The 22,751-nt window shown below is 42.5% G+C and carries 24 protein-coding genes; 13 read left to right on the forward strand and 11 right to left on the reverse strand.

Going from position 1 to position 22,751, the window contains the following annotated elements:
- Positions 1 to 49: 49 nt before the first annotated feature.
- Positions 50 to 1,366: an adenosylhomocysteinase gene (ahcY, locus tag ACP14V_RS01670; protein WP_272610909.1), complete on the reverse strand. Its 1,317-nt coding sequence runs from the start codon at positions 1,364 to 1,366 to the stop codon at positions 50 to 52.
- A 73-nt stretch (positions 1,367 to 1,439) separates the two neighbouring features.
- Between ahcY and ACP14V_RS01675 the strand changes: the two genes are divergently transcribed.
- The 6 genes from ACP14V_RS01675 (at position 1,440) to ACP14V_RS01700 (ending at position 7,526) form a co-directional block, all read left to right on the forward strand.
- Positions 1,440 to 2,081: a 4'-phosphopantetheinyl transferase family protein gene (locus ACP14V_RS01675; RefSeq protein WP_272610908.1), complete on the forward strand. Its 642-nt coding sequence runs from the start codon at positions 1,440 to 1,442 to the stop codon at positions 2,079 to 2,081.
- Positions 2,082 to 2,126: 45 nt separating this feature from the next.
- Entirely contained in the window at positions 2,127 to 2,387 is a 261-nt protein-coding gene (locus ACP14V_RS01680) for a thiamine-binding protein (protein WP_136565332.1), read from the forward strand.
- On the forward strand, positions 2,371 to 3,006 hold the full coding sequence (gene pnuC / locus ACP14V_RS01685) for a nicotinamide riboside transporter PnuC (protein ID WP_272610907.1): 636 nt from the start codon (positions 2,371 to 2,373) through the stop codon (positions 3,004 to 3,006). Before ACP14V_RS01680 ends, pnuC begins: the two co-directional genes overlap by 17 nt.
- Positions 2,967 to 5,066, forward strand: a complete 2,100-nt coding sequence (locus tag ACP14V_RS01690) for a DUF4301 family protein (RefSeq protein WP_272610906.1) — start codon at positions 2,967 to 2,969, stop codon at positions 5,064 to 5,066. Before pnuC ends, ACP14V_RS01690 begins: the two co-directional genes overlap by 40 nt.
- A 684-nt stretch (positions 5,067 to 5,750) precedes the next feature.
- Positions 5,751 to 6,053, forward strand: a complete 303-nt coding sequence (locus ACP14V_RS01695; protein ID WP_272610905.1) for a hypothetical protein — start codon at positions 5,751 to 5,753, stop codon at positions 6,051 to 6,053.
- Positions 6,054 to 6,185: 132 nt separating this feature from the next.
- Positions 6,186 to 7,526 carry a sigma-54-dependent transcriptional regulator gene (locus tag ACP14V_RS01700; protein WP_272610904.1) on the forward strand — a complete coding sequence of 447 codons (1,341 nt, stop codon included), beginning with the start codon at positions 6,186 to 6,188 and terminating at the stop codon, positions 7,524 to 7,526.
- On the opposite strand, the gene ACP14V_RS01705 is transcribed toward ACP14V_RS01700, so the two are convergent.
- Positions 7,501 to 9,963, reverse strand: coding sequence for a hybrid sensor histidine kinase/response regulator (locus ACP14V_RS01705; protein WP_272610903.1), 2,463 nt, complete (start codon positions 9,961 to 9,963; stop codon positions 7,501 to 7,503). The genes ACP14V_RS01700 and ACP14V_RS01705 overlap by 26 nt on opposite strands.
- Before the next feature lie 289 nt (positions 9,964 to 10,252).
- Between ACP14V_RS01705 and ACP14V_RS01710 the strand changes: the two genes are divergently transcribed.
- A complete protein-coding gene (locus ACP14V_RS01710; RefSeq protein ID WP_272610902.1) occupies positions 10,253 to 12,424 on the forward strand; it encodes a TonB-dependent receptor in 2,172 nt (723 codons plus the stop codon).
- A 39-nt stretch (positions 12,425 to 12,463) separates the two neighbouring features.
- Positions 12,464 to 13,465 (forward strand): Gfo/Idh/MocA family protein, encoded by a 1,002-nt coding sequence (locus tag ACP14V_RS01715; RefSeq protein WP_272610901.1) that lies wholly within the window; start codon positions 12,464 to 12,466, stop codon positions 13,463 to 13,465.
- Here ACP14V_RS01715 and ACP14V_RS01720 read toward each other — a convergent pair.
- Positions 13,462 to 13,905, reverse strand: coding sequence for a Rieske (2Fe-2S) protein (locus ACP14V_RS01720; protein WP_272610900.1), 444 nt, complete (start codon positions 13,903 to 13,905; stop codon positions 13,462 to 13,464). The two genes, ACP14V_RS01715 and ACP14V_RS01720, sit on opposite strands and share 4 nt — an antisense overlap.
- Before the next feature lie 186 nt (positions 13,906 to 14,091).
- Between ACP14V_RS01720 and greA the strand changes: the two genes are divergently transcribed.
- Both greA and ACP14V_RS01730 read left to right on the forward strand, forming a co-directional pair.
- Entirely contained in the window at positions 14,092 to 14,568 is a 477-nt protein-coding gene (gene greA, locus ACP14V_RS01725) for a transcription elongation factor GreA (protein WP_136565339.1), read from the forward strand.
- Positions 14,569 to 14,631: 63 nt separating this feature from the next.
- Complete coding sequence (locus ACP14V_RS01730; protein WP_272610899.1) at positions 14,632 to 15,024, forward strand: HIT family protein; 393 nt, start codon at positions 14,632 to 14,634, stop codon at positions 15,022 to 15,024.
- Here the strand turns inward: ACP14V_RS01730 and ACP14V_RS01735 are convergent.
- Both ACP14V_RS01735 and ACP14V_RS01740 read right to left on the reverse strand, forming a co-directional pair.
- Positions 15,017 to 15,367, reverse strand: a complete 351-nt coding sequence (locus tag ACP14V_RS01735; RefSeq protein WP_272610898.1) for a hypothetical protein — start codon at positions 15,365 to 15,367, stop codon at positions 15,017 to 15,019. The two genes, ACP14V_RS01730 and ACP14V_RS01735, sit on opposite strands and share 8 nt — an antisense overlap.
- 3 nt (positions 15,368 to 15,370) lie before the next feature.
- Positions 15,371 to 16,522 (reverse strand): sensor histidine kinase, encoded by a 1,152-nt coding sequence (locus ACP14V_RS01740; protein ID WP_272610897.1) that lies wholly within the window; start codon positions 16,520 to 16,522, stop codon positions 15,371 to 15,373.
- Positions 16,523 to 16,645: 123 nt separating this feature from the next.
- Between ACP14V_RS01740 and ACP14V_RS01745 the strand changes: the two genes are divergently transcribed.
- Positions 16,646 to 17,023 (forward strand): DUF3127 domain-containing protein, encoded by a 378-nt coding sequence (locus ACP14V_RS01745; protein ID WP_272610896.1) that lies wholly within the window; start codon positions 16,646 to 16,648, stop codon positions 17,021 to 17,023.
- Positions 17,024 to 17,105: 82 nt separating this feature from the next.
- On the forward strand, positions 17,106 to 17,774 hold the full coding sequence (gene aat / locus ACP14V_RS01750; protein ID WP_409557941.1) for a leucyl/phenylalanyl-tRNA--protein transferase: 669 nt from the start codon (positions 17,106 to 17,108) through the stop codon (positions 17,772 to 17,774).
- A 21-nt stretch (positions 17,775 to 17,795) separates the two neighbouring features.
- Here the strand turns inward: aat and ACP14V_RS01755 are convergent, their stop codons facing one another.
- Complete coding sequence (locus tag ACP14V_RS01755) at positions 17,796 to 18,359, reverse strand: DNA-3-methyladenine glycosylase I (protein WP_272610895.1); 564 nt, start codon at positions 18,357 to 18,359, stop codon at positions 17,796 to 17,798.
- A gap of 180 nt (positions 18,360 to 18,539) precedes the next feature.
- Between ACP14V_RS01755 and ACP14V_RS01760 the strand changes: the two genes are divergently transcribed.
- Positions 18,540 to 19,172: a thioredoxin family protein gene (locus ACP14V_RS01760; protein WP_272610894.1), complete on the forward strand. Its 633-nt coding sequence runs from the start codon at positions 18,540 to 18,542 to the stop codon at positions 19,170 to 19,172.
- Here the strand turns inward: ACP14V_RS01760 and ACP14V_RS01765 are convergent.
- The 5 genes from ACP14V_RS01765 to ACP14V_RS01785 all read right to left on the reverse strand — a co-directional run bounded on the left by ACP14V_RS01765 (position 19,155) and on the right by ACP14V_RS01785 (position 22,719).
- A complete protein-coding gene (locus ACP14V_RS01765; protein ID WP_272610893.1) occupies positions 19,155 to 19,874 on the reverse strand; it encodes an energy transducer TonB family protein in 720 nt (239 codons plus the stop codon). The genes ACP14V_RS01760 and ACP14V_RS01765 overlap by 18 nt on opposite strands.
- Before the next feature lie 88 nt (positions 19,875 to 19,962).
- Entirely contained in the window at positions 19,963 to 20,649 is a 687-nt protein-coding gene (truB, locus tag ACP14V_RS01770; RefSeq protein WP_272610892.1) for a tRNA pseudouridine(55) synthase TruB, read from the reverse strand.
- A gap of 30 nt (positions 20,650 to 20,679) precedes the next feature.
- The gene (locus ACP14V_RS01775) at positions 20,680 to 21,474 is read right to left on the reverse strand and encodes an undecaprenyl-diphosphate phosphatase (protein ID WP_136565349.1); all 795 of its coding nucleotides are present in this window, start codon (positions 21,472 to 21,474) and stop codon (positions 20,680 to 20,682) included.
- Complete coding sequence (locus ACP14V_RS01780; protein ID WP_136565350.1) at positions 21,475 to 21,738, reverse strand: DUF3098 domain-containing protein; 264 nt, start codon at positions 21,736 to 21,738, stop codon at positions 21,475 to 21,477. It lies immediately after the preceding gene.
- 102 nt (positions 21,739 to 21,840) lie between these two features.
- Positions 21,841 to 22,719, reverse strand: coding sequence for a cell division protein FtsX (locus tag ACP14V_RS01785; protein ID WP_136565351.1), 879 nt, complete (start codon positions 22,717 to 22,719; stop codon positions 21,841 to 21,843).
- Between the last annotated feature and the right edge of the window lie 32 nt (positions 22,720 to 22,751).

The following is a 22,751-nucleotide window of genomic DNA, read 5'->3' on the forward strand; positions in this document are numbered from 1 at the left end:
AAAAGGCCCCGATCATGATCGGGGCCTTTTTTATGGTTTGCACAGAAGATTAATACCTGTAATAATCGGGTTTAAAGGGGCCATCCACTTTTACACCGATATATTCTGCTTGATCTTCCTTCAATTCGGTCAATTCCGCACCCAAGCGTGCCAAATGCAATTGGGCCACTTTCTCATCCAAATGTTTGGGAAGCATATATACTTCGTTTTCATATTTGTCACTATGGTTCCAAAGTTCTATTTGGGCCAAGGTTTGGTTGGTAAATGAGTTGCTCATCACAAAACTGGGGTGGCCCGTGGCACAGCCCAAATTCACTAATCTACCTTCTGCCAAAATAATAAGGTCCTTACCATCAATGGTATACTTATCCACTTGTGGTTTGATCTCGTCTTTGGTATTGCCATAGGCCCTGTTTAACCAAGCCATATCGATCTCATTGTCAAAATGCCCAATGTTACAGACAATGGCCTTGTCTTTTAAGGCACGAAAATGCTCTTCGCGGATGATGTCCTTGTTTCCGGTTGCGGTGATGACCACATCGGCATTGGGGACAACGCTTTCCAGTTTTTTCACCTCATAGCCATCCATACAGGCCTGAAGGGCACAGATAGGGTCAATCTCGGTCACGGTAACAATGGCCCCTGCACCACGGAAGGAGGCCGCTGTACCTTTTCCAACATCACCATATCCGGCAACAACCACTCGTTTTCCGGCCAACATAGTGTCTGTGGCTCTACGGATGGCATCCACGGCACTTTCCCGACATCCATATTTATTATCGAATTTGGATTTGGTCACAGAATCGTTCACGTTGATGGCTGGCATGGGCAAGGTACCTTTCTTCATACGCTCGTACAAACGGTGCACACCAGTGGTGGTCTCTTCGGAAAGGCCTTTTACGCCTGAAGCCAGTTCAGGATATTTATCCAACACCATATTGGTAAGGTCACCACCATCGTCCAAAATCATGTTCAAGGGCTGTCTGTCCTCGCCAAAGAACAAAGTCTGCTCAATACACCAGTCGAACTCCTCTTCGTTCATCCCTTTCCAGGCATAGACCGGGATTCCTGCAGCGGCAATGGCAGCAGCGGCATGGTCTTGGGTGGAAAAGATGTTACAGGAACTCCAGGTCACTTCGGCACCAAGGGCCACCAAAGTTTCAATCAATACCGCAGTTTGAATGGTCATGTGCAAACAACCAGCAATACGGGCTCCCTTCAAGGGCTGTTCTTTTCTGTATTCCTCTCGTAATGCCATAAGTCCCGGCATTTCGGCCTCGGCAAGCTCAATCTCTTTTCTTCCCCAGTTGGCTAGGGAAATATCTTTCACCTTATAGGGTACATGGGGAATTGTCTTTGTGCTCATACGTATATAAATTTACTTTCGTAGCTTAGCTTTTATAGTGCAGCAAAGATACAAAAACACCTAACTATTAGTCGTGCCCATTTACAAAACCATAACAGTTTCACCAACCACCTCGGTCTACATCTGGAAAGTCACCGAGGCTGAGAAGGAATTGTCCAAGGGAATAGAGCTCACTCCCCATTGCCAAGATAGGATGGATGGGATGAAATCCGAAGCACACCGAAGGGCGTTTTTGAGTATCAGACACTTAATGGCCAAAGCGGGTTATGAGGACAAAGACCTATACTATGACGATTTTGGGAAGCCCCATTTAAAGGATGGGAACCATATTTCCATTACCCATTCGCATAATTTTACGGGGGTCATCATCAGCGAAACTGACGAAGTGGGGATAGATATTGAAATGCAGCGCGACAAAATCCTGAGAATTGCTCACAAGTTCACTCCCATTGAAGAGTACAAGACCTTGGCCAATGTAGATGCCATCATCAGAAAACTTACCATCGTTTGGGGTGCCAAGGAATCGCTTTATAAAATTTATGCGCAACAGGGGTTGAGTTTTTTACGCCATATTGATGTGATGGACTTTACCTTTCAAGATGCTAGGACGGTGGCCGAAATCTTGTACAAGGGCAAAAAATCCCATTATGAAATTGAGTTTTTGGAGTTTGAAGGATTCACTTGTGTATATGCTCTCAGAATGATGGGGGGATGACAGGTAGTTTTTACTAGATTTGCTTTTGGAAAATAAAAGTGCCCCATGAAGATATCCGTTGAGCTTACCTTGACGCCGCTACAAGATGATTTTGAGCCCCCTATCATCGATTTCATTAAAAAGTTGAGGTCTTCTGGACTTACTGTTTTGGAGAATCCCTTAAGCACCCAAGTCTTTGGGGAGTATGATAGGGTTATGGGGTTGTTGACGGATGAAATTAAAGTAGCCTTTGAAAATATTGATCATGTAGTATTGGGGATGAAGATTGTAAAATCCGACAGGAGTGATTATGAGCCCCATTTTTGATTTTTTTCTCGGTCCATACGAAGACAGGGAACTTTCCTTGGTCATTCTTGAAGCCACTGCCTTTTTCTTTGGAATAGCCAGTGTGATCTATGCCAAGATGGAAGACATTATGGTCTATCCAACAGGTTTGGTGGCCACGGCCATTACTACCTACATATTTTTTGTAGATCGATTGCTAGGCGATATGATGATGAACTTCTACTTTTCCATTATGAGCATTTATGGATGGTGGAACTGGGCCCGAAGAAGACAGGATAGAGAGTTTATTGTGAAGATCTCACGCACCAATACTAGGGAAAAATGGATTGGGATTGCACTGTTCTCCGTTACGCTGTTGGTCACCTTTGGGGTATACAAGGCTTTTGGAGCTGAAATAAAGACGACCAACTATGTGGATATCGTCACCTCGGGCATTTTCTTTACGGCCATGTGGTATATGGCCAACAAAAAATTGGAAAGCTGGACTCTTTGGGTTTTGGGAGACTTAATAACTGTACCTTTGTACGCCTACCGGGGATGGGGCATGTTCTCATTGCAATACCTCATTTTTACCGTATTGGCCATTCAGGGATATGTAGCATGGAAGAAAGACTTGGGCAAGAGCCCTCAAACCTCATAAAAGTAGTTCTATTTGGGCCGGAATCTACTGGAAAGACCACCTTGGCCCAACAATTGGCCCAACATTACCAAACCCAGTGGGTGCCAGAATATGCCCGGGAATATCTTCAAGAGAAATGGGACAGGGAACAAAAGACCTGCGAGCCTAAAGACCTTGTACCCATAGCTTATGGACAGATGCGCTTGGAGAACCAATTGGCAAAAAAAGCGAACAAGATTTTGGTTTGTGACACAGACCTTTTGGAGACTAAAGTATATTCAGAAACCTATTACACAGGAAGTTGTGATCCAATTCTGGAAAAATATGCTATCCAAAATACTTATGATCTATACTTGTTAACCTATATTGACACCCCATGGGAGGCAGACGATCTAAGGGACAAACCCGAAGAACGTGAGGAAATGTTCCAGTATTTCAAGGAAGCTTTGGAAAAATATGATCGAAATTTTGTTATTTTAAAGGGGAACAAAGCGTTCCGGCTTTCAACGGCCATACAAGAAATCGATAAACTTTTTAAGCACATGATTGATTTAAGTTCAAAAGACTTGGAACAATTGGAAAACAAAGGGGTTTCCAAAGAAAAAGTAGCAAATCAGATAGAAACTTTCAAAGAAGGGATACCCTTTGTGGATTTGGTGAAGGCCGCAGTAATTTCCAATGGGATCTTAAGATTTTCGGAAAAGGAGCAAGAAGGACTTGTACAATATTTTGAACAGAACAGAGGTCATTTAGATCTGTTGAAATTTGTTCCCGCCTCTGGGGCCGCATCCCGGATGTTCAAGGCCATGTTCAACTTTTTGGACGCCTTTGACGCCAAAAAGGAGACTCTTTCTGAATATTTGGACCGAACAGGCGATTCCGATGCAAAAAAGTTTACTGACCAAATGCATAAGCTGCCCTTTTATGGGTTCATTATGGATCGTATTAAGGATAATGTGTCCAATAAAGACGAAGAAGCCTATCTTTTTGTAAAGGAAATGCTAGGAGAAGAGAGATTAAACTACGGATTCTATCCCAAAGGACTATTGCCCTTTCATAAGTACGATTCAGGTAGCGCAACACCATTTGAGGAGCATTTGAAGGAAGCGGCATTGTATGCCAAAACAGATGGGAAGGCCCATTTACACTTTACCGTTTCTCCACAGCACGATGATATGTTTAAGGAAGAAGAATCCAAGGTGTCTCCAAAAATTTCGAAGACTACAAACACGCAGTTCCTAATTTCATATTCAAACCAAAAGCCATCCACGGATACCATAGCGGTAGATATGGAAAACAAACCTTTCAAGAACGGGGATGGTTCCATACTGTTCCGCCCCGGAGGGCACGGAGCCCTCATTGAAAACCTGAACGAGCAGGATGCCGACATCATTTTCATTAAAAATATAGACAATGTGGTGGTCGACAAGAATTTGGAAAAAGTGGCCAATAGCAAAAAGATGTTGGCGGGAGTATTGAGAAAGGTGCAGGCCAAGGCCTTTGATTATGCCAGACTTTTGGAGGATAATGAGGTGTCACCAGAAAAATCCGATGAAATAAAATCCTTTTTGGAAAGAGAACTCAATGTTCGGATGCCCAAGAATTATGATGACTTGGATGTTAACGAACAACTAGTCATTCTAAAGGACAAATTAAATCGTCCCATACGTATCTGTGGAATGGTAAAGAATGAAGGAGAACCAGGAGGCGGTCCTTTTTGGGTGAGGGATGCAGAAGGAAATATTTCACTTCAAATCATTGAGTCGGCTCAGATTGACCTATCCAATCAGCAACAGGAGTCCATTCTCAAAAATTCAACCCACTTCAATCCGGTGGATTTGGTATGTGGGGTAAGAAACTACAAGGGAGAAAAATACAATCTTTTGGATTTTGTGGACCCTAAGCAAGGATTTATTACGGGAAAGACACAAGAAGGCAAGGAGCTAAAGGCGTTGGAGCTTCCAGGACTGTGGAATGGAGCGATGGCCTTTTGGAACACTTTATTTGTCGAAGTCCCTTTGGTAACATTTAATCCTGTGAAGACCGTAAACGATCTTCTTAAGCCTACCCATCAGGCATAGACCAGAAAAACATTTTGTAAAATCCGCTTCTCTGCCAAGAAGCGGATTTTTTTTTGCTTTTATGTGACCCCCATAAAAAAGTAGTGTCAAAAAGATATAATGGAAACGGATACACTGTTAAAAGAATTTATAGTTTTTAATGTAACCGTAGAAGAGAGACAGTCTTAATGACTGTCTGGATTTTAGGTTGGTTGATTTGGTTGGAAGGCCGTACAAATTGTACGGCTTTCTTTTAAAAACTCTTTTTGACGGTATTTGCTTAAAGGAAACAAAAACAATGCTATTTGGAATAGTTCTGTTCTTTAATATAATCTCATTGGCCATGGCCATTTACCTTTTGGTGTCATATATAAAAAGTCGAAAGAAAATAGTACATAAAAAAAAGCAGGATGATGCTAGCTAAACGCTAACCATGTATTATCCGTTGTTGCCAAGTGTAGTCATAATTTTTTTCCTTGGGATTATGATTTTGGCACTTTTGAAAGGCTGCTTCGGCGGCCTTTCTTTGTATAAAAACGATACATTATTTAATTGTGGTAAACAGATTTACACAATGCCTTAGACTACTTGTTGTTTGTAACATGCAGTTTTTCAAATAGTTGAATAACGTCTATGGCTGAAGAAGATCTTGGCATTGGATTTTCATGGCAATAAGTGAGTTTAACATTATAAAAATCATATACCATGAAAAATTTAGTTATCGCAACCGCACTATCATTTGTAGGACTTACAGCCATCGCCAATGAGAACACCCCAGAATTGAAAATGGGTGAAGCAATAGTATGTGTGGCCCAAGACTTTGAGGAAATTAGCGTCTCCGACCTTCCAGAGGCTGTTACCGCAGCTGTGGCAAAAAATTACCCCACTGCCAAGGTTGATAAGGCATATAAAAATGATAAGGACCAATTTAAATTGGAACTCTCTTTGGAAGATGGGACCAAAGGAACCGTTTATGCCGATTCTGAAGGGAACTGGATAGAGCTATAAAATAGTTTATGAGACCTTGTTAGGTTAGTTGGTTTGATGAAAAGGGGTTGCTACGGCAACCCTTTTTTTGTGATAATTTTACCAAACTCCCATCATCTTCATAGCAATGGGCATCGTATATATTACTGAGATATGCCCAAAATCTTGATCATCGAGGACGATACTGCTTTTTGTCAAATGCTATCCAAGTTTTTGACGAAGAATGGGTATGCTGTTTCTTCAAGCTATACCATAAAAGAAGCTCAAGAAAACCTTAGTGCTTCCAATTTTGATGTGATTCTATCTGATGTTAGGCTCCCAAAAGGTAACGGGCTGACCCTCTTGTCTACTGTTAAGAAAGCTTCGCCAAATACCCAAGTGATTCTGATGACGGGATATGCCGAGGTGAAAACAGCGGTAAACGCCATGAAAAAAGGGGCATTTGATTATATCTCCAAACCCTTTACACCGGATGAAATACTATCTGTCATCACAAACGCCCTCAACACTAAAGCTTCAAGCGATACACAAACGCCTAAACAGAATCCAAATGAGAAAAAGGATGCGCCGAATCAATTTTTGGTAGGTAAGAGTGAAAGCTCCCAAAAACTGCAACAGTATATCAATTTGGTTGCCCCTACCAATATGTCGGTTTTGCTTATTGGAGAAAGTGGAACGGGAAAGGAAGTAACCGCAAAATCCATCCACGATGCCAGTAAAAGAAGGGAGAAAAACTTCGTGGCCGTTGACTGTGGTGCCATTCCCAAGGAGATTGCCACCAGCGAGTTCTTTGGGCATGTGAAAGGAAGTTTTACCGGGGCCATTGAAGATAAAATGGGACATTTTGAGGCCGCCAACGAAGGGACCCTTTTTTTGGACGAGATTGGAAACCTGTCCTACGAGCACCAAATACAATTATTGAGGGCCATCCAAGAACGAAAGATAAAACGGGTGGGAAGCACCAAAGAAATCCATTTGGATTTGCGGATCATTGCCGCAACCAATGAAGATTTGGGTCAAGCTGTAGAGGAAGGAAGATTCAGGGAAGACCTTTATCATAGATTGAACGAGTTTTCCATGACTGTTCCGCCACTTCGGGAGCGGGTTGGGGATATCATGCTTTTTGCGAATTATTTTTTAGATCGGGCCAATGAAGAACTGGGGAAGAACGTTTCCCGTTTTTCAACAGAGGCCCAAGAGTATATTGAAACCTACCCTTGGCCGGGAAATCTTAGGGAAATGAAGAACGTGATAAAACGGGCGGTTCTTTTTACCGAAGGGGATTCCATAATGCCAAGTGCCTTCCCTGATCAAATGATTCATGGCACTGAAAAGAACACCACCACAAAGTTTTCAAAATCCGAGTATGAAAAGGAACGGATTCTAAATGCCCTAAAACAGACCAATTTCAATAAGAGCAAGGCGGCCAAATTGCTGCAGATGACAAGAAAGACACTTTACAATAAAATCAATCTGTACCAAATGGAGGTGTAGCCAAGTATTGGCAAATGGCCTGTTCAAGTTGGTCAATACGGGTTTTTAAGTTGGAGAGCTCTTCAAAAACCTTTTCTCCATTGGAGTCATCAGGCAGATGTTCCAATCTTTTCAAAGTTTCAATGACCTCCTGTGCCTCCAATTGCCGAAACATGGGCAACATTTTATGGGAAATGGACCGAATACGGGAAAAATCCACATCCCCAATGGCCGAAAAAAGCAATTCCATACTCTTTTGCGTATTCTCCATAAAAACCTCCAATACCTCGCGTACTGCATTCGGACTGTCCAGGAAAGCCGAAATCTGTGTAATCCTGAACAGGGGGGAATTGGATTCCGGTGTGCTATTGGGTAAAGAAGCTTGAGATTCTACATCGATTTTGGATACAACTCCAAGTGTTTTTAGCAATACATGACTGGAAAAAGGTTTCTGCAGCACATCGGTAAAACCCATTTTGGTGTATTTCCCCTTGTCCACGATTTTTTGTCCTGTCATGGCAATTACCGGTTGACCTGAGTAAAGATGGTTATCCCTATCCCGTAATTTCTGGAGCACGGCAAATCCATCGGTACCGGGCATTTGTATATCCGTAAGGAGGAGGTCGTAGTTCGGATTTTCCGTTTGTTCCAGAGTGCGATAACTGGAAAACGTTTTGACATGGATATGGTTCCTCTGGCAGATTTCACGTAAGAGTTCCAACAGGGTTTCATCATCATCCAAAATATAAACGGTTAAATCATCATGGGAAGTAAAGGTCTCTGCTGTTTGGGTCAATGGCTCCTTGGAAAACTCAAAGGGGAGCTGTAGGGTAAAGGTGCTTCCCTTGTTTTTTTTACTGTCCAGCGTTAAGGTTCCCCCCAACAGTTCGGTCAGTTTTTTGGAAATGGTGAGCCCTAGGCCATATCCGCCGTAGTGTTTTTCGGTTGAATCTTCAGCTTGGGTAAATTCCTTGAAGATCATTTCCTGTTTTTCGAGCTCAATGCCGATGCCGGTATCCACTACTTTAATGTTCAAATAGGAATGGTTCTTGCTTTTCTTGGCGATGGCTTCCACTTTTACAAAACCTGTATGGGTAAACTTAAAGGCATTTCCAACAAGGTTGGTCAAGATTTGTCGTATGCGGACTGCATCGCCAATGATGGGATTCTTAAGTTCCTCGGCTATATCCAAATGCAGCTCAACCCCTTTTTTGGAATATGTTTCCTGAAAATGGGAAGCTGTTTCAACAATAAGGTCAAAAAGAACAAAAGAGGCTTTCTCGATATGTACTTTTCCTGCTTCCAGTTTTGAAAAATCCAATAGGTCGTTCACGAGGTTCTCCACATAGTTTGATGCGGATTTCACATTATGGAGATATTTTGATTGCTTTTTATTGAGGCCACTTTGTTCCATCAGCTCTGTATATCCGCTGATGGTATTCAACGGTGTCCTTAGGTCATGGCTTACGGTAGAAATCAATTGTTCCCTACTTTTTAAGAGCGACTCCGAGTATTTTTTCTCCTTTTCCAAGCGTTCCCGGTATTGCTGTACTTTCCAAAAATCCTTGGAGATAAAAAAAGTGAACAAAATTATGCCCAAGAGCCCCAAAGCAATGGCTGCCGCTGCCATACGAATGCTTCGTTGCAACACCCTCTTTTGTTTAAGGTTGTCCAAATAGGTATTTCGAATGATTTCGTGTTCAAACGATGAGATGATACTGCGTATTTTTTGGGAAAGTTCCAGATCGGTTCTATAGATCTGAAGTTCTTTTTGGGATACCGAGCGTTCTACAGCGGCGGTTTCTGTTTTGGCTTTCTGTAAAATCGATTTGGAGACCTCAAGGATGGAATCTATGTTTTTGGCATTGGTGTTTCCATTGGGGTCCGGAATGTTTTTGTTGAGAATGGCCACATATTCCCTGATGGATTTTTGGGTTGCTGGGGACAGTTGATCAAAATTGGGAGCAAAGGTCTCCGGGGTGATTCGCCCCATATCCACCTCCATTTTATGGAATGCTTGCAAAATGGAATCTATGGGCGCCGTGTTCTCGGTTTCAACCTTTAGTTTTCGAAGTTCGGCACTGTTGTACATTTTTTGCTGAAGCAGCTTCTGTACACTATCCAACTTGAAAATTTGGTTGACATCCCGGGCAAAAACCATGGGTTTTAAGGAATCGATCAAGATGTTTATGGAATCCACTTTTTGCGCATAGACCTTCAGGTTCTTGGCACTTTTGGTCTGTAAGGCAAGTTTGGACAGATTCTCGGCCTCATAAAGACTGGCAAGCAATCTATTGGTCTTCAAAAGTTTTAGATTGTCATCATTTTTGTCTTGGGATGTAGTGTAGCTTTTAAATTCATTATAGATAAAAAAAGCGGCCAAGACCCCCAATGCTCCCAAAATCAAATAGCTGAAGATGATTTTTAGAGTGAATCTGTTCTTGGGTTTCCGGGTCATACACAATTCTTTGATATTGTATATACGCATTCAAGTATACCACATAGTTGTTATCAAAAGTTAATTTCTGGGGTTTCTTATGAAAAATGAAAGCGGCATAGTACATTTGCGGCCATCTCAAAGGGGTGCTTTGCATGGCAAGGCTGAGATTATACCCAATGAACCTGGGCGGGTAATGCTGCCAAGGGATTGCGCAAGGCGCATCTTGGAATTTCATCGTTTCTTTAAAGAAACAAAATCAAGTATTAACAAGAATAATGGCCCCTTTTATTCGTAACATTTTTTACGAATGAAAACTTTATTCACAACATTGGCCGTTTCCGGGCTGGCGCTGAGTATGAGCGCCCAACAGGAACCAACAGATTCTTTGGAGGGAAAAAAATTCGTTTTGGACGAGGTCTTGGTCCAAGCCGTACGGGTAACCAAGGAGTTTCCCATTACTTTTTCCAACTTGGACAAAGAGGAACTGACTTCCAGAAACTTGGGACAGGACGTTCCCATTTTAATGAACTTTTTACCGGCCGTGGTCACTACTTCAGATGCAGGAGCAGGAGTGGGATACACCAGTTTCCGTGTAAGGGGGACCGACTCAAGGGGGGTAAATGTCACCATTAATGGTGTGCCCTACAATGATGCGGAATCTCATGGTACATTTTGGGTGAACATGCCCGATTTTGCTTCTTCGACCCAGAGCTTGCAGTTGCAACGTGGGGTTGGGACCTCGACCAATGGTGCGGGGGCATTTGGCGCAAGCCTAAATGTATTGACCGATGCATTTTCTGAAGACGCCTACGCCAAGATTTCCTCTTCCATAGGGAGTTTTAACACACTGCGAAACAATGTAAAGTTCAGTACGGGGATGTTGAACGACCATTTTGAATTTTCAGGAAGGTTGTCGCGCATCACCTCTGATGGGTATGTGGACCGCGCCAGCTCCGAACTGGACAGCTATTTTATGCAAGGGACCTACCGCAGTGACAACACATTGTTAAAGGCATTGCTTTTTGGAGGGCATGAGGTTACCTATCAATCCTGGAATGGCATCACCGCTGAAGAATTGGAAGAAAATAGAACCTACAATTCTGCAGGAAGATATACCGATGAGAATGGGAATGTACAGTTTTATGACCGTGAAGAGGACAATTACAAGCAAAACCATGTGCAATTGCATTGGAACCAGACCCTAAGTCCGGAATGGAGTACCAATTTGGCCTTGCACTATACACGTGGAAGAGGATACTTTGAGCAGTATAGGGAAGATGATGACTTTTCAGACTATGGCTTGGAACCCATTAGCTTGGGAGGGGAGACCATCAATACTACCGACTTGATCCGAAGAAGATGGTTGGACAACCATTTTTATGGCACCGTTTTTTCAGCCACATATAACAAGCAAAACCTGAAGTTGATTTTGGGCGGAGGATACAATGAGTACAAGGGAGACCACTTTGGGGAAATCATCTGGGCTCGTTATGCGAGTCAGAGTGAAATCAGAGATAAATATTATGATGATAATTCCACAAAAAAGGATTTCAACACCTATACAAAAGCTAATTATCAGTTGGATGACCAATGGTCGGTTTTTGGGGATATGCAATACCGAAGGGTTGGTTATGAAGCCAATGGAGAAGATACGGGGTTGGTGGATGACACCTTCAACTTTTTCAATCCGAAAGCAGGGATTACGTTCAATTTGAACCCCAACAACAATTTTTATCTGTCCTACGCCAGGGCCAATAGGGAACCTAACCGTAATGATTATGAAAACGGAAGTCCCAAACCCGAACAGTTGAACGATTATGAATTGGGATGGCGTTTTGTGTCCCCTGACATCCAGTTGAACACCAATGTGTACTACATGCGTTATAAAGATCAGCTGGTGCTCACCGGTGAACTCAATGATGTGGGTGCACCGCTACGGGCCAATGTGGGGGACAGTTACCGCTTGGGATTGGAAGTGGATGCCAATATCCGATTGGGGCGCAAATTTAGGATACAGCCCAATGTGGCCTTGAGCGATAACCGAAATGTTGATTTCTTCTTCCAGCGGGACGGGGTACTTCAAAACTTGGGGAACACCAAAATTGCGTATTCACCACAAGTGATTGCAGGAAACATCCTAGCGTTTCAACCCAATACAAATCTTCAGGTATCGTTGCTTTCAAAGTTTGTGGGCAAGCAATATATGGGGAACATCGATTCTGAAAACTCTACCTTGGATAGCTATACACAAACCGATTTCAATGTGCAATATGTCATTGAGGCCAATTCATTTGTAAAAAGCATTGTGCTTTCTGGCTTGGTGAACAATATTTTTGATGCCGATATTGTTTCCAACGGGTATTTCTACACCTTTGATGACGACTACTCCAATCCTGGAACCGTCACCACCATTGAGGGAGCAGGATATTATCCCCAAGCAGGAATCAACTTTCTGGTAGGGGCCACCGTTAATTTTTAATGACCAAATAGTAAATGGGATTCTGTACTTTTATACACCATGACAGAATCCCATTTTCATTTTTCTGAAGAAAAACTTCTCCGATGGGGCATTATCGGTTGCGGTAGTGTGGCCGAAAAGAAAAGCGTTCCAGCATACCAACTCATTCCAGAGTTTAAAGTACACATGGTAATGCGCCGCGATGCAGAAAAAGTCCAAGATTATGCCCAAAGGCACCAAATTTCCCATTGGACCACCAATGCCGATGAGGTGATTCAAAATCCAGAGGTTGATGCCATTTACATCGCCACACCTCCGGACACCCATAAACTGTATGCCCTTCAAGTAGCGAAAGCAGGAAAGCCCTGTTGTATTGAAAAGCCCATGGCACCCAATTATCAGGACAGTTTGGCCATTTATGAGGCATTCAATGCCAAGAACATACCGCTTTTCATTGCGTATTATCGTCGCTCCTTGCCTAGATTCCTTAAAATCAAACAATGGTTGGATGAGGGGTTGATAGGCAAGGTAAGGCATGTAAATTGGCAAAAAGCTGCTTCGCCCAATGAGGTCGATTTAAATGGAGGGTATAATTGGAGAACCGATAAAAAAGTGGCTCCCGGTGGCTATTTTGATGATTTGGCCAGTCATGGTCTGGATTTGTTCAATTTTCTATTTGGGGATATCAAAACCGCAAACGGAGTGGCCTTGAACCAACAAGGTTTGTATACGGCCCATGATGCCATTGCGGGAAGTTGGTTGCACGAAAATGGAGTGACAGGAGCTGGATTTTGGAATTTTGGCAACCACCATCGAGTGGATAAGGTAGAAATCTTCGGTTCTGAAGGAAGCATACGCTTTGCAGTTCTGGATGAAGCACCCATTGAACTGGAAAACGCATCGGGACATAAAATCCTGGAAATCCCGCACCCAGAACATGTGCAACAGTTTCATGTGGAAAACATCAAAAACCATTTACTGGGAAAGGGGAAGCACCCCTCAACAGGAAAAACAGGCTTGCATACCAGTTGGGTCATGGATGCTATCTTGGGTAATCTTTAATTGGAGATGACCACGGTGTTTCCACTTTGTGTGGCCCTGTAAAAAAGTAAATCGTAGTACCTTCCCCCATCATCGGGCCTATCCAGTTGTTGTCCTGTAAACAGATTATAGGTGTATCCCTCACAATCACAGACCACATTCTGCCCATCTATGGCCATGGTGGAACAGTTATTGGGCGCATGGTTGGGACAACTGGCTTCCCACGCCACAAATTGGGCGCCACTCAATCCGGCACGCATTACAAAGACACCTCGGGTACCTACACCATCGTTGCCAACATAGACAGGATTACCAATATTGTTCAGCCCATTATAAAGAGGTAGGTTGAGGTTTAGATCAAACCTAAAATTAACTTCTTGAAGGTATGGATTTCGGTTGGTACTGTCTGAGCTACAAGAAATTAGAAAGATAAGAAGGATACAGCCCAAAAAGCGTCTCATAGTTTGAATTTCAAAACGTTACTGCTGCAAAGTTGAACAAAAATTACCTATATTTGCGTTAAATCCTCGCAAAAAAACCATGCAGGGGCATGGGTATCGTTGAGGATTTTTTGTATTTGTAGAGAAAGGCCATTGGGGAAATTTTTTTATTTTCTTCGATGTTCTTTTGCATAAAAACGTGACGATATGAGTAAAGTATCTTATTACACAGCGGAGGGATTAAAAAAATTAAGGGATGAGTTGAATCATTTGAAAGATGTAGAACGCCCCAAGGCATCGCAGGCCATTGCCGAAGCTAGAGACAAAGGAGATTTGTCCGAAAATGCCGAATATGATGCTGCCAAAGAAGCTCAAGGCCTCTTGGAAATGAAGATTTCCAAAATGGAGGAAACCTTGGCCAATGCTAGGTTGATAGACGAATCGCAATTGGATACCTCAAAAATATTGGTGCTTTCCACAGTAAAACTGAAAAACCAGGCCAATGGCATGGAAATGAAATATACTTTGGTGGCCGAAAGCGAAGCAGACCTAAAATCGGGCAAAATATCCGTTACCTCACCCATTGGAAAAGGATTACTGGGAAAATCTGTTGGCGATGTGGCAGAGATCAAAGTGCCCAATGGAACGTTAAAGTTGGAGGTTTTGGAAATTACAAGGGAATAAAAAAACCTAAAATACCTATATTTAATCCTGTCGAGAGACGGGATTTTTTTTAACCAAATCACCATGGCCAGTATTTTCACCAAAATCATCAATGGAGACATCCCATGCTACAAAATAGCAGAAGATGCCGATAATTTTGCCTTTTTGGACATAAATCCAAATGCTAAGGGGCATACGCTATGTGTGCCCAAGAAAGAGGTGGATAAACTGCTGGACCTTGATGGGGAGGCGTACATGAAACTTATGGCCTTTTCAAGGAAAGTAGGTAAGGCCATTGAAGCGTCAGTTCCCTGCAAACGTGTCGGGATGACGGTTATTGGGCTGGAAGTACCTCATGTGCATGTACACCTTATACCATTGCATAGTATGAAAAATGCGACATTTCAGCATAAGGAGAGCCTAAGTGCAGAGGAGTTTGAGACTGTGGCCCAAAAAATCCGTGAGGCCCTTAAATAAGACCTTCCAAATAGAAATACATGGTTGCGGCCACCACACAGAGTATCAGCACCAAAACAATAAAAAACAAAGTGGTGAAGCGTATGGATGACCTATCCGGTGTAACCAACTTATTGTAGTAATCAAAAACCCTTTCAATATCCGGGGTCCAACTTACTGGATAGATTACAGATTGACATTTTTTGCATTTTATCTCATGGGTCACCTCATTGGTGGTGATATGGAAAAATGCACCAAGCGTATGTTTTTGGTAAAAGGTGAGTATCAACTCTTGGTTATAGCACTCGGGGCAGTTATTGGTGATTTCGGCTTCCTTGAGAACAATTTTTTTTTCCTTTGCCATGACTCACGTTTCATTTGTTCTGAGGGAAATTTGCATGATTGTTCCCTCCTTACTTGACGAAAATACTTTAATTTTTCCTTTATGGTACTCCTCAACAATTCTTTTTACCAAGGAAAGTCCCAATCCCCAACCTCTTTTTTTAGTGGTTACCCCCGGGTTAAAAATATTCTGAAAATCACTTTTTGGGATACCTTGACCCGTATCGGAAACCAAAATGTGTACGTTTTGTCCCTTTTTTTCAATTTGTATACCAATATTGCCCTTGCCTTTCATGGCATCTATGCCATTTTTCACCAAATTTTCAATGCTCCAGTTGTATAATGGAGGATTCAATGGCACATAAAGTTGCTCAACGTTGGTGCTGAACGAAAAATGGACCAACTTGGAACTGCGCTGAATTAAATATTGGTAGGCTTTTTCGGTTTCCGCTACAATGTCATGGTTGCGTAGTTCAGGCACGGAACCTATTTTGGAGAAGCGTTCCGTAATAGTGTGTAGCCTGTCAATGTCCTTGGCAATTTCTTTGGTAATATCCGGATTGATGTCCTCTGATTTCAACAATTCATTCCATCCCAGTAGTGAGGTCAAAGGTGTGCCAATTTGATGTGCCGTTTCCTTGGCCATCCCTGCCCACAGTTTGTTCTGTTCCGAAGCTTTGTTGGTCCGAAAGAAAAAGAATATCACCGTTCCGAACAGGAAAATTATCAACAATAGGGCAAGGGGGTAATATTTTAGCTTATTTAGGACTTCGGAGTTTCCATAGTAGAGCGTTTCAAGGAGCTCCCCATCCTGAATGATTTGTATAGGTTCATTTTCACTGGCAAATTGTCTGATTTTTTTTTGAATATAGACACTGTCCCCTATCTTCTCTTTAGAAATATTATGAGTTTTAAAGGAGCCTTCCTCGTTTACCAAGATCATTGGGGTAGAGGTGTTGTTGCCCATGACCTTTAAGGTGAGGTTTCCCAATTCTTGGTCCACCGAGGATTGAATGAGTTCCAATTGTGCCGTAGCCCAAATCTCCATTTTTAGGCGCTCCTCCTCTTTGAATTTTCTAAAAAAGCTGTTGGTGTTCCAAAGGATAAGGCTAACTATGGCAAATGCCGAAATTAACAGGATTATGTTGGATGCTTTCCTCTTGGGACTGAAGTTCATTTTTTGGCTGAATTGTTATTAAAGATAGCTGAAAAAGAAAATATGTTGATAGTTAGTTGAAATAACGGGTTTCTAATGGGTTTCATTTTATGTACATTTGAATTTTATTGAAATTTAGCATACATGGAAGTTCAGGGAAGAATAAAAATGATAGATGAGACCAAGACATTTGGAAACAATGGGTTCCGAAAAAGAGAAATGGTCATAACAACCGAAGAGCAATATCCGCAGCATATATTGGTGGAGTTTGTACAGGATAAATGCGATTTACTGAACAATTATTCCGTAGGTCAACCAGTTAAGGTTAGCATCAACCTTCGCGGTCGTGAGTGGACAAACCCCCAAGGTGAAACCAAATACTTCAACTCCATTCAAGGGTGGAGAATAGAGAATCTACAATCAGAGGCACAAGATGGCAACATGCCGCCCGTTCCACCTATGGAAGCCTTTGAACCAGCGGATGACCTGAATGAGGAAGATCATGACGATCTGCCATTCTAATATTTGTCTGCCTTCATACATTTTTTAGATAAAGACGCTTTTGCGACTTTAGTCTATTTCTTATCTTGGTAAAAAGACCATTTTGGAAAACAGCGGAAATAAATTTCCCATAACCTTCTTGGGAGACCGTTTGGAGTTTCCTTCTGTGGAAAGCGCAAATGAAGACGGTCTTTTGGCTGTTGGGGGCGATTTGTCCCTAGACCGACTTATGCTTGCCTACAAAAACGGGATTTTTCCTTGGTTTAACGACGATTCCCTTGTATTGTGGTGGAGCCCGGACCCACGCATGGTCCTTTTTCCCAACAAAGTTAAAGTATCCAAAAGCATGCGAAAGGTGCTACGTGATGGCACATTTAAATTAACGAAGGATACTTGCTTTTTAGAAGTTATGGAACAATGTGCCAACATGGAGCGAAAGGGGCAAGAGGGAACTTGGATAACCCCCAAAATGAAAGCAGCCTATTTGGATTTACACAAACAGGGATGTGCAAAGTCCTATGAGGTATGGGAGAGCAATGAGCTTGTTGGTGGATTGTACGGAGTAGATTTGGGGTATGTGTTCTGTGGCGAAAGCATGTTCAGCTTAAAACCCAATGCCTCAAAGTTTGCTTTTATTGAAATGGCCCACGAACTAAAGGAAAAAAACTATTTGCTTATAGATTGCCAAGTATACACCCCGCATTTGGAAAGCTTGGGGGCAGAATTGATGCCTAGGAAACAATTTGTGGAAATTTTGAAAATCGGATTGTAGGTCCAAAGGATTTTTGGGGAATCACACCTCATGATATCTAAAACAAGCAGTTTCATGATCATTTGCCATCCCAGTGGCCTGCATATGCGCATAAATCACCGTACTGCCCACAAACTTGAACCCTCGTTTTTTTAGGTCTTTGCTAATGGTGTCGGATAAAGGCGTGGTGGCAGGGGCCATTTTATAATTCTCCAAACTATTTTTAATGGGTTTACCGTCCACAAACCCCCAGATATAGGCACTGAAGCTGCCAAACTCTTTCTGGACATCCATAAAGGCCTTGGCGTTGGAAACAGTGGCATGCACCTTTAGTTTGTTTCGGATGATACCTGGGTTATCCAAAAGCTCATCGATTTTATCCTGACCATACTCGGCAATTTTTTGATAGTCAAAGTGATCAAAGGCTTCCCTAAAATTATCTCGTTTCCGCAATACGGTGATCCAACTTAGACCGGCTTGGAAGGTTTCCAATATCAAAAATTCAAAAAGAGTGGCATCATCCTTAACGGGAACACCCCATTCCAAATCGTGGTAGGCTTCATATAAAGGGTCGCCCAGGCACCAGCCGCATCGATGTTTGTCCATAGTGGAAAAGTTTTGGTCAAAGGTAAAGAACCTATCAAACATCCGGCAACGAAAACAGCAGGGTTCAATAATTAATTGAATATATCGGACAAATGTAAGGTTTTGATATGGGATACAACCAATGATAAAAATCAGAAAACGCCCAAATTGTGGAGCGTATTTTTGTAAAAAGTATTACGGATGGAACTACTGGAAAAGAAGATTGAAGAGGTCAAGATCACATTGGTCAAACAGGGGATTTCAATGGGAATGGATTATGAAAAATATAGGGATTTGGTCCATCATTTAGCGGATACCAAACAGACCACAGGCTTATCCCAATCCGAAGCGAACATTGAATACACCCAGCTTAACGACCGCCGCATGAGGCGGTGGGACAAGACCTTTAAACTGCCTGAAGCGATAGGGGAAAAGGTCTCCAACATTTCTTCCAGGTTGAAATTCTTGGTTTTGACAGAAAGCTGGTGCGGGGATGCTGCACACAGTATGCCGATCATGAACAAGATTGCCGAAGCGAATCCAAATATAGATTTTAAAGCTTTGCTCAGGGATGAAAACCCTGAGCTTATGGATGCCTTCCTTACCAATGGCAGTCGTTCCATACCCAAGTTGGTGGTCTTTGATGCGGACTTGAATGAAATCATCGCAGAATGGGGACCAAGGCCTAGTATTGCCACACAAATGGCAAATGATTATAAAGCGATGCATGGAACGTTTACCCCAGAGTTCAAACAGGACCTTCAGGTTTGGTACAATAAGGATAAGGGTGAAAGTATTTTGGAGGAGATTGTAGCCCTACTTCCCTTGAAATAGGTAGGTAATGGTTCCAATTTGGTTGACTTTGGAATCAGGGCTAAAACGTGCCTTTAGGGCGTAAGCTATGGCGTTGTCCACAAGGCATCCATTGCTGGTGCCGGAGCTCTTGTCATTAAAACTTGCTTCGGTAACATAGCCATTGGCATCCACATTAATGTTAATGACCACCTTCCCTCCTTCAATACAGGTGTAAATAGGAGGTGGTAGATAATATGCGTTTCTTTCTACCAATGAAAATGAAATGGAGGTACGCCTGTCTTTAAGATAGTTGGTGAATTCTTCTTTTTGTGCATCCCGTTCACCCAACTTCTGCTTTTTTTCGTCACGTTTTGCGGCCAGTTCCTTTAGCTGATCGGCAAAAGCGGTGTCACTTTCCGAAAATTGACCTTCTTCACTGCTCATGGCCCTTTCTTCCAATAACTCTTCAAGGGTTTTTAAGGGTTCGGGATTCCCAATGGTGGGTTTTGCGGTTTCATTGAAGGCCATGTGGCTTTTGATGGGGTCGTTGTTGGCCAGTTCCTCCATTCGTTCTTCCTCTTCCTTCAGCAATTCCTCGATATCCTCATCGGCCAAGCTCATTTCAATGACATACTCATCTTCTTGCATGCCCCCTAAGTGGATGTTGAACAACAACAAGACCACCAAGGCCATGGAGAAGAAGGTTATGATTAGGGATAACTGGCTTCTGTTCAAGTTCATGGTTCTAGTATAACCGCTTTTTTTATAAAATATTTTGCCTGATGACTGTTTCAAACCAATTATTTGCTCGGTTTTTAGGCCATTCTGCCTATAAATTTTCTTTGAAATCCATAGGTGTCGTAGCATTATTTACGTTGAAATCCCCTATTTTGGTTCTTCTTAAAGCAGAAAGGTGTGCTCCAGTTTTCAAAGATTTCCCAAAATCATGGGCCAAGGAGCGAATGTAGGTTCCTTTGCTGCAAACTACTCTAAAATCCACTTCGGGAAGTTGAATTCGGGTAATTTCAAACTCAGAGATAGTTATTTTTCGGGATTTTATGTCCACTTCCTTTCCTTCACGAGCTAGTTCGTAAAGACGTTTTCCATCTTTTTTTAAAGCCGAGAATATGGGAGGAACCTGTTCAATCTCACCCAAAAATTCTTTGGTCGCTTCTTTTATGATGTTTTGCGTAAGGTGCTCCGTAGGGTAGGTTTGGTCTACTTCGGTTTCCAAATCATAGGAAGGAGTAGTGGCCCCAAGGGTGAATGTTCCCGTATATTCCTTGATCTGCCCTTGCAGCTCTGGGATTTTTTTGGTGAACTTCCCTGTGCAGATAATCAAAAGGCCTGTGGCCAACGGGTCAAGAGTGCCTGCGTGGCCTATTTTGATTTTCTTAAGGTCGAATTTTTTTCGGATGGCCCATTTAAGGGCATTCACCGCCTGAAAGGAACTCCACTCCAAAGGTTTATCGATCAAAAGAATTTGACCGTTTAAAAAATCTTCCTTGGTTTTCAAAGGTTTCGGGATTTGGATAAAGGTAACAATCTATCCCCAAATGCTCCAGGCAACGGCGATAAGCCCCACTATGAGACAATATATGGCAAAATAGGTAAGCTTGCTCTGGCGCACGAGTTTGATCATCCAAGTACAGGCGGCAAGGCCGGCTATGAAGGCGGCAATAAACCCAGCGCCCATGGCAACGGCCTGATCACCGTGAAAATTGATTTCACCCCCCATAAGGTCTTTGGCCACTTTTCCCAAAATAAGGGGAACGACCATCAAGAACGAAAAACGAGCCGATTTTGCCTTGTCAACACCCAAAAGAACCGCTGCGGAAATGGTAGCCCCACTTCTGGAAATCCCTGGTAAAATGGCCACCGCCTGTGCCATACCGATCACAAAGGCGCTTCTGAACGAAACCCCCTTGTCCGTAGTCTTGGCCAAATCGGCCAAATAGAGTAGCACTGCGGTAATGATGAGCATGATGCCCACTATGATGATGGCCCCGTCAAAAAAAACTTCAATAAAATCATTCAAAAAGAGTCCGATCAAAGCCGCGGGAATCATGGAAATGACAATTTTTAGCGAAAATTGGGTCTCCTCGTTCCATTTGAACTGGAAAAGACCTTTCAAAATTTCAAAAACATCCTTCCTGAATACGACCAAGGTGCTCAATGCGGTGGCAAAATGTAAGATCACCGTGAAGAGTAGGCTTTCCTCGGGAAGGGCATGTGCGCCCAAAATGGCTTTCCCCAATTCCAAATGTCCGCTGGACGATACAGGTAAAAATTCGGTCAACCCTTGGATGATTCCAAGGATTATGGCATCAATAAGCTCCAATTATTCTTTGTTTTTGTTAGGGTTCAACAAAATAGCATAAATCTGTATACCCAAGCCGATCAGTACCAAAGTGGGCGCTAAACGGATTCTCCTAAAACTGTAGATATTTGGATTGAAGACCTCTGGGTCATCACTGCCACCGCCGGCCATCAAAATAAAGCCCAAAGCAATAAAAGCCAGACCTATGAAGAGGAACAGGTAGTTCTTCTTTTGAAAGATGAACTCCTTGGTGGGTTTTTGAACATTCTTGTTTTTCTTGCTCATGCCGCAAATTTAAGGAAAAGTTTCCCAGAATATTTTCTCAACCAACAATATGGGAAGATATGAGTACCAAATCTATCAGCGTAGCGGTCCAATATCTAGAATCTAATAGTAAAGATCGTCTGTCCTCAGATTTAAAAAACGTTGGGTGGCAAAATGGGTGCTTGCCCACGAAATGACAACCCCTAGTCCAAAAACTCCGATAAATAAAAAGATCAATACCAAATAGTCCTGTAGCAGGTTCAGTTCGGGAAAATTTTTGTTGATGTAATAGATAAGGATGCTCAAGGAGGCCAAAGCCACGGCCGCGCCTATCATGCCCAGTTTTATGTTGGCCCAGATAAAGGGGCGTCTGATAAAGGTTTTGGTAGCGCCCACCATTTGCATGGTCTTGATGATAAACCGTTTGGAATAAATGGACAATCGGATGGAACTGTTGATGAGCAATACGGCTATGACAGTAAAAATAGCACTGGCTACTAATATCCATAAACTGATCTTTCGGGCATTGTCGTTGAGCAAGGAGATCAAAGGTTTGTCGTAGCTTACCTCGTCCACATAGGTTTTTGTGGCAAGGTCTTCGGCAATTTCCGCGATTTGCTCTGGAGAAACAAAATCGGCCTTTAGGTTCACATCAATGGAATTCTTTAACGGATTGTACCCCAAGAACTCCACAAAATTTTCACCAATGTCCTCGCTGTATTGTTCTGCAGCATCTTCCTTGGAAATGTACTCGGCAGATTTGGTGTATTCTGCCAAAACGAGGCTTTTTTGTAATTGGTCAATTTCAACCGGTTTGGCATTGTCCTTCAAAAAGACCGAAATGGTGATTTGTTCCTTGAAGTGGTCCGCCAGTTTTTTGGTATTCAAGACCAAAAGTCCCAAAACACCCAACAGGAAAAGCACCAAAGCGATGCTCAAAACCACGGAGAAGTAGGAGGAAATCAACTTTCTTCGCTGATATCGTTCAATATATTGGCTCATAGAGTGGAATCAGTACGTAAAAATAGAAAAGT

Source organism: Flagellimonas alvinocaridis (assembly GCF_965248585.1).
GTDB classification, from domain to species: domain Bacteria; phylum Bacteroidota; class Bacteroidia; order Flavobacteriales; family Flavobacteriaceae; genus Flagellimonas; species Flagellimonas alvinocaridis.

Bases quoted from the DNA above. Each gene is read 5' to 3' on its own strand.
- ACP14V_RS01760 (WP_272610894.1), top strand. From the start codon at position 18,540: ATGGAACTACTGGAAAAGAAGATTGAAGAGGTCAAGATCACATTGGTC.
- ACP14V_RS01730 (WP_272610899.1), top strand. From the start codon at position 14,632: ATGGCCAGTATTTTCACCAAAATCATCAATGGAGACATCCCATGCTAC.
- ACP14V_RS01785 (WP_136565351.1), bottom strand. From the start codon at position 22,719: ATGAGCCAATATATTGAACGATATCAGCGAAGAAAGTTGATTTCCTCC.
- ACP14V_RS01695 (WP_272610905.1), top strand. From the start codon at position 5,751: ATGAAAAATTTAGTTATCGCAACCGCACTATCATTTGTAGGACTTACA.
- ACP14V_RS01755 (WP_272610895.1), bottom strand. From the start codon at position 18,359: ATGGACAAACATCGATGCGGCTGGTGCCTGGGCGACCCTTTATATGAA.
- ACP14V_RS01700 (WP_272610904.1), top strand. From the start codon at position 6,186: ATGCCCAAAATCTTGATCATCGAGGACGATACTGCTTTTTGTCAAATG.
- ACP14V_RS01720 (WP_272610900.1), bottom strand. From the start codon at position 13,905: ATGAGACGCTTTTTGGGCTGTATCCTTCTTATCTTTCTAATTTCTTGT.
- ACP14V_RS01705 (WP_272610903.1), bottom strand. From the start codon at position 9,963: ATGACCCGGAAACCCAAGAACAGATTCACTCTAAAAATCATCTTCAGC.
- ACP14V_RS01690 (WP_272610906.1), top strand. From the start codon at position 2,967: ATGGAAGAAAGACTTGGGCAAGAGCCCTCAAACCTCATAAAAGTAGTT.
- ACP14V_RS01765 (WP_272610893.1), bottom strand. From the start codon at position 19,874: ATGAACTTGAACAGAAGCCAGTTATCCCTAATCATAACCTTCTTCTCC.
- ACP14V_RS01710 (WP_272610902.1), top strand. From the start codon at position 10,253: ATGAAAACTTTATTCACAACATTGGCCGTTTCCGGGCTGGCGCTGAGT.
- ACP14V_RS01745 (WP_272610896.1), top strand. From the start codon at position 16,646: ATGGAAGTTCAGGGAAGAATAAAAATGATAGATGAGACCAAGACATTT.
- pnuC (WP_272610907.1), top strand. From the start codon at position 2,371: ATGAGCCCCATTTTTGATTTTTTTCTCGGTCCATACGAAGACAGGGAA.
- ACP14V_RS01735 (WP_272610898.1), bottom strand. From the start codon at position 15,367: ATGGCAAAGGAAAAAAAAATTGTTCTCAAGGAAGCCGAAATCACCAAT.
- ACP14V_RS01715 (WP_272610901.1), top strand. From the start codon at position 12,464: ATGACAGAATCCCATTTTCATTTTTCTGAAGAAAAACTTCTCCGATGG.
- ACP14V_RS01740 (WP_272610897.1), bottom strand. From the start codon at position 16,522: ATGAACTTCAGTCCCAAGAGGAAAGCATCCAACATAATCCTGTTAATT.
- ACP14V_RS01780 (WP_136565350.1), bottom strand. From the start codon at position 21,738: ATGAGCAAGAAAAACAAGAATGTTCAAAAACCCACCAAGGAGTTCATC.
- greA (WP_136565339.1), top strand. From the start codon at position 14,092: ATGAGTAAAGTATCTTATTACACAGCGGAGGGATTAAAAAAATTAAGG.
- ahcY (WP_272610909.1), bottom strand. From the start codon at position 1,366: ATGAGCACAAAGACAATTCCCCATGTACCCTATAAGGTGAAAGATATT.
- ACP14V_RS01680 (WP_136565332.1), top strand. From the start codon at position 2,127: ATGAAGATATCCGTTGAGCTTACCTTGACGCCGCTACAAGATGATTTT.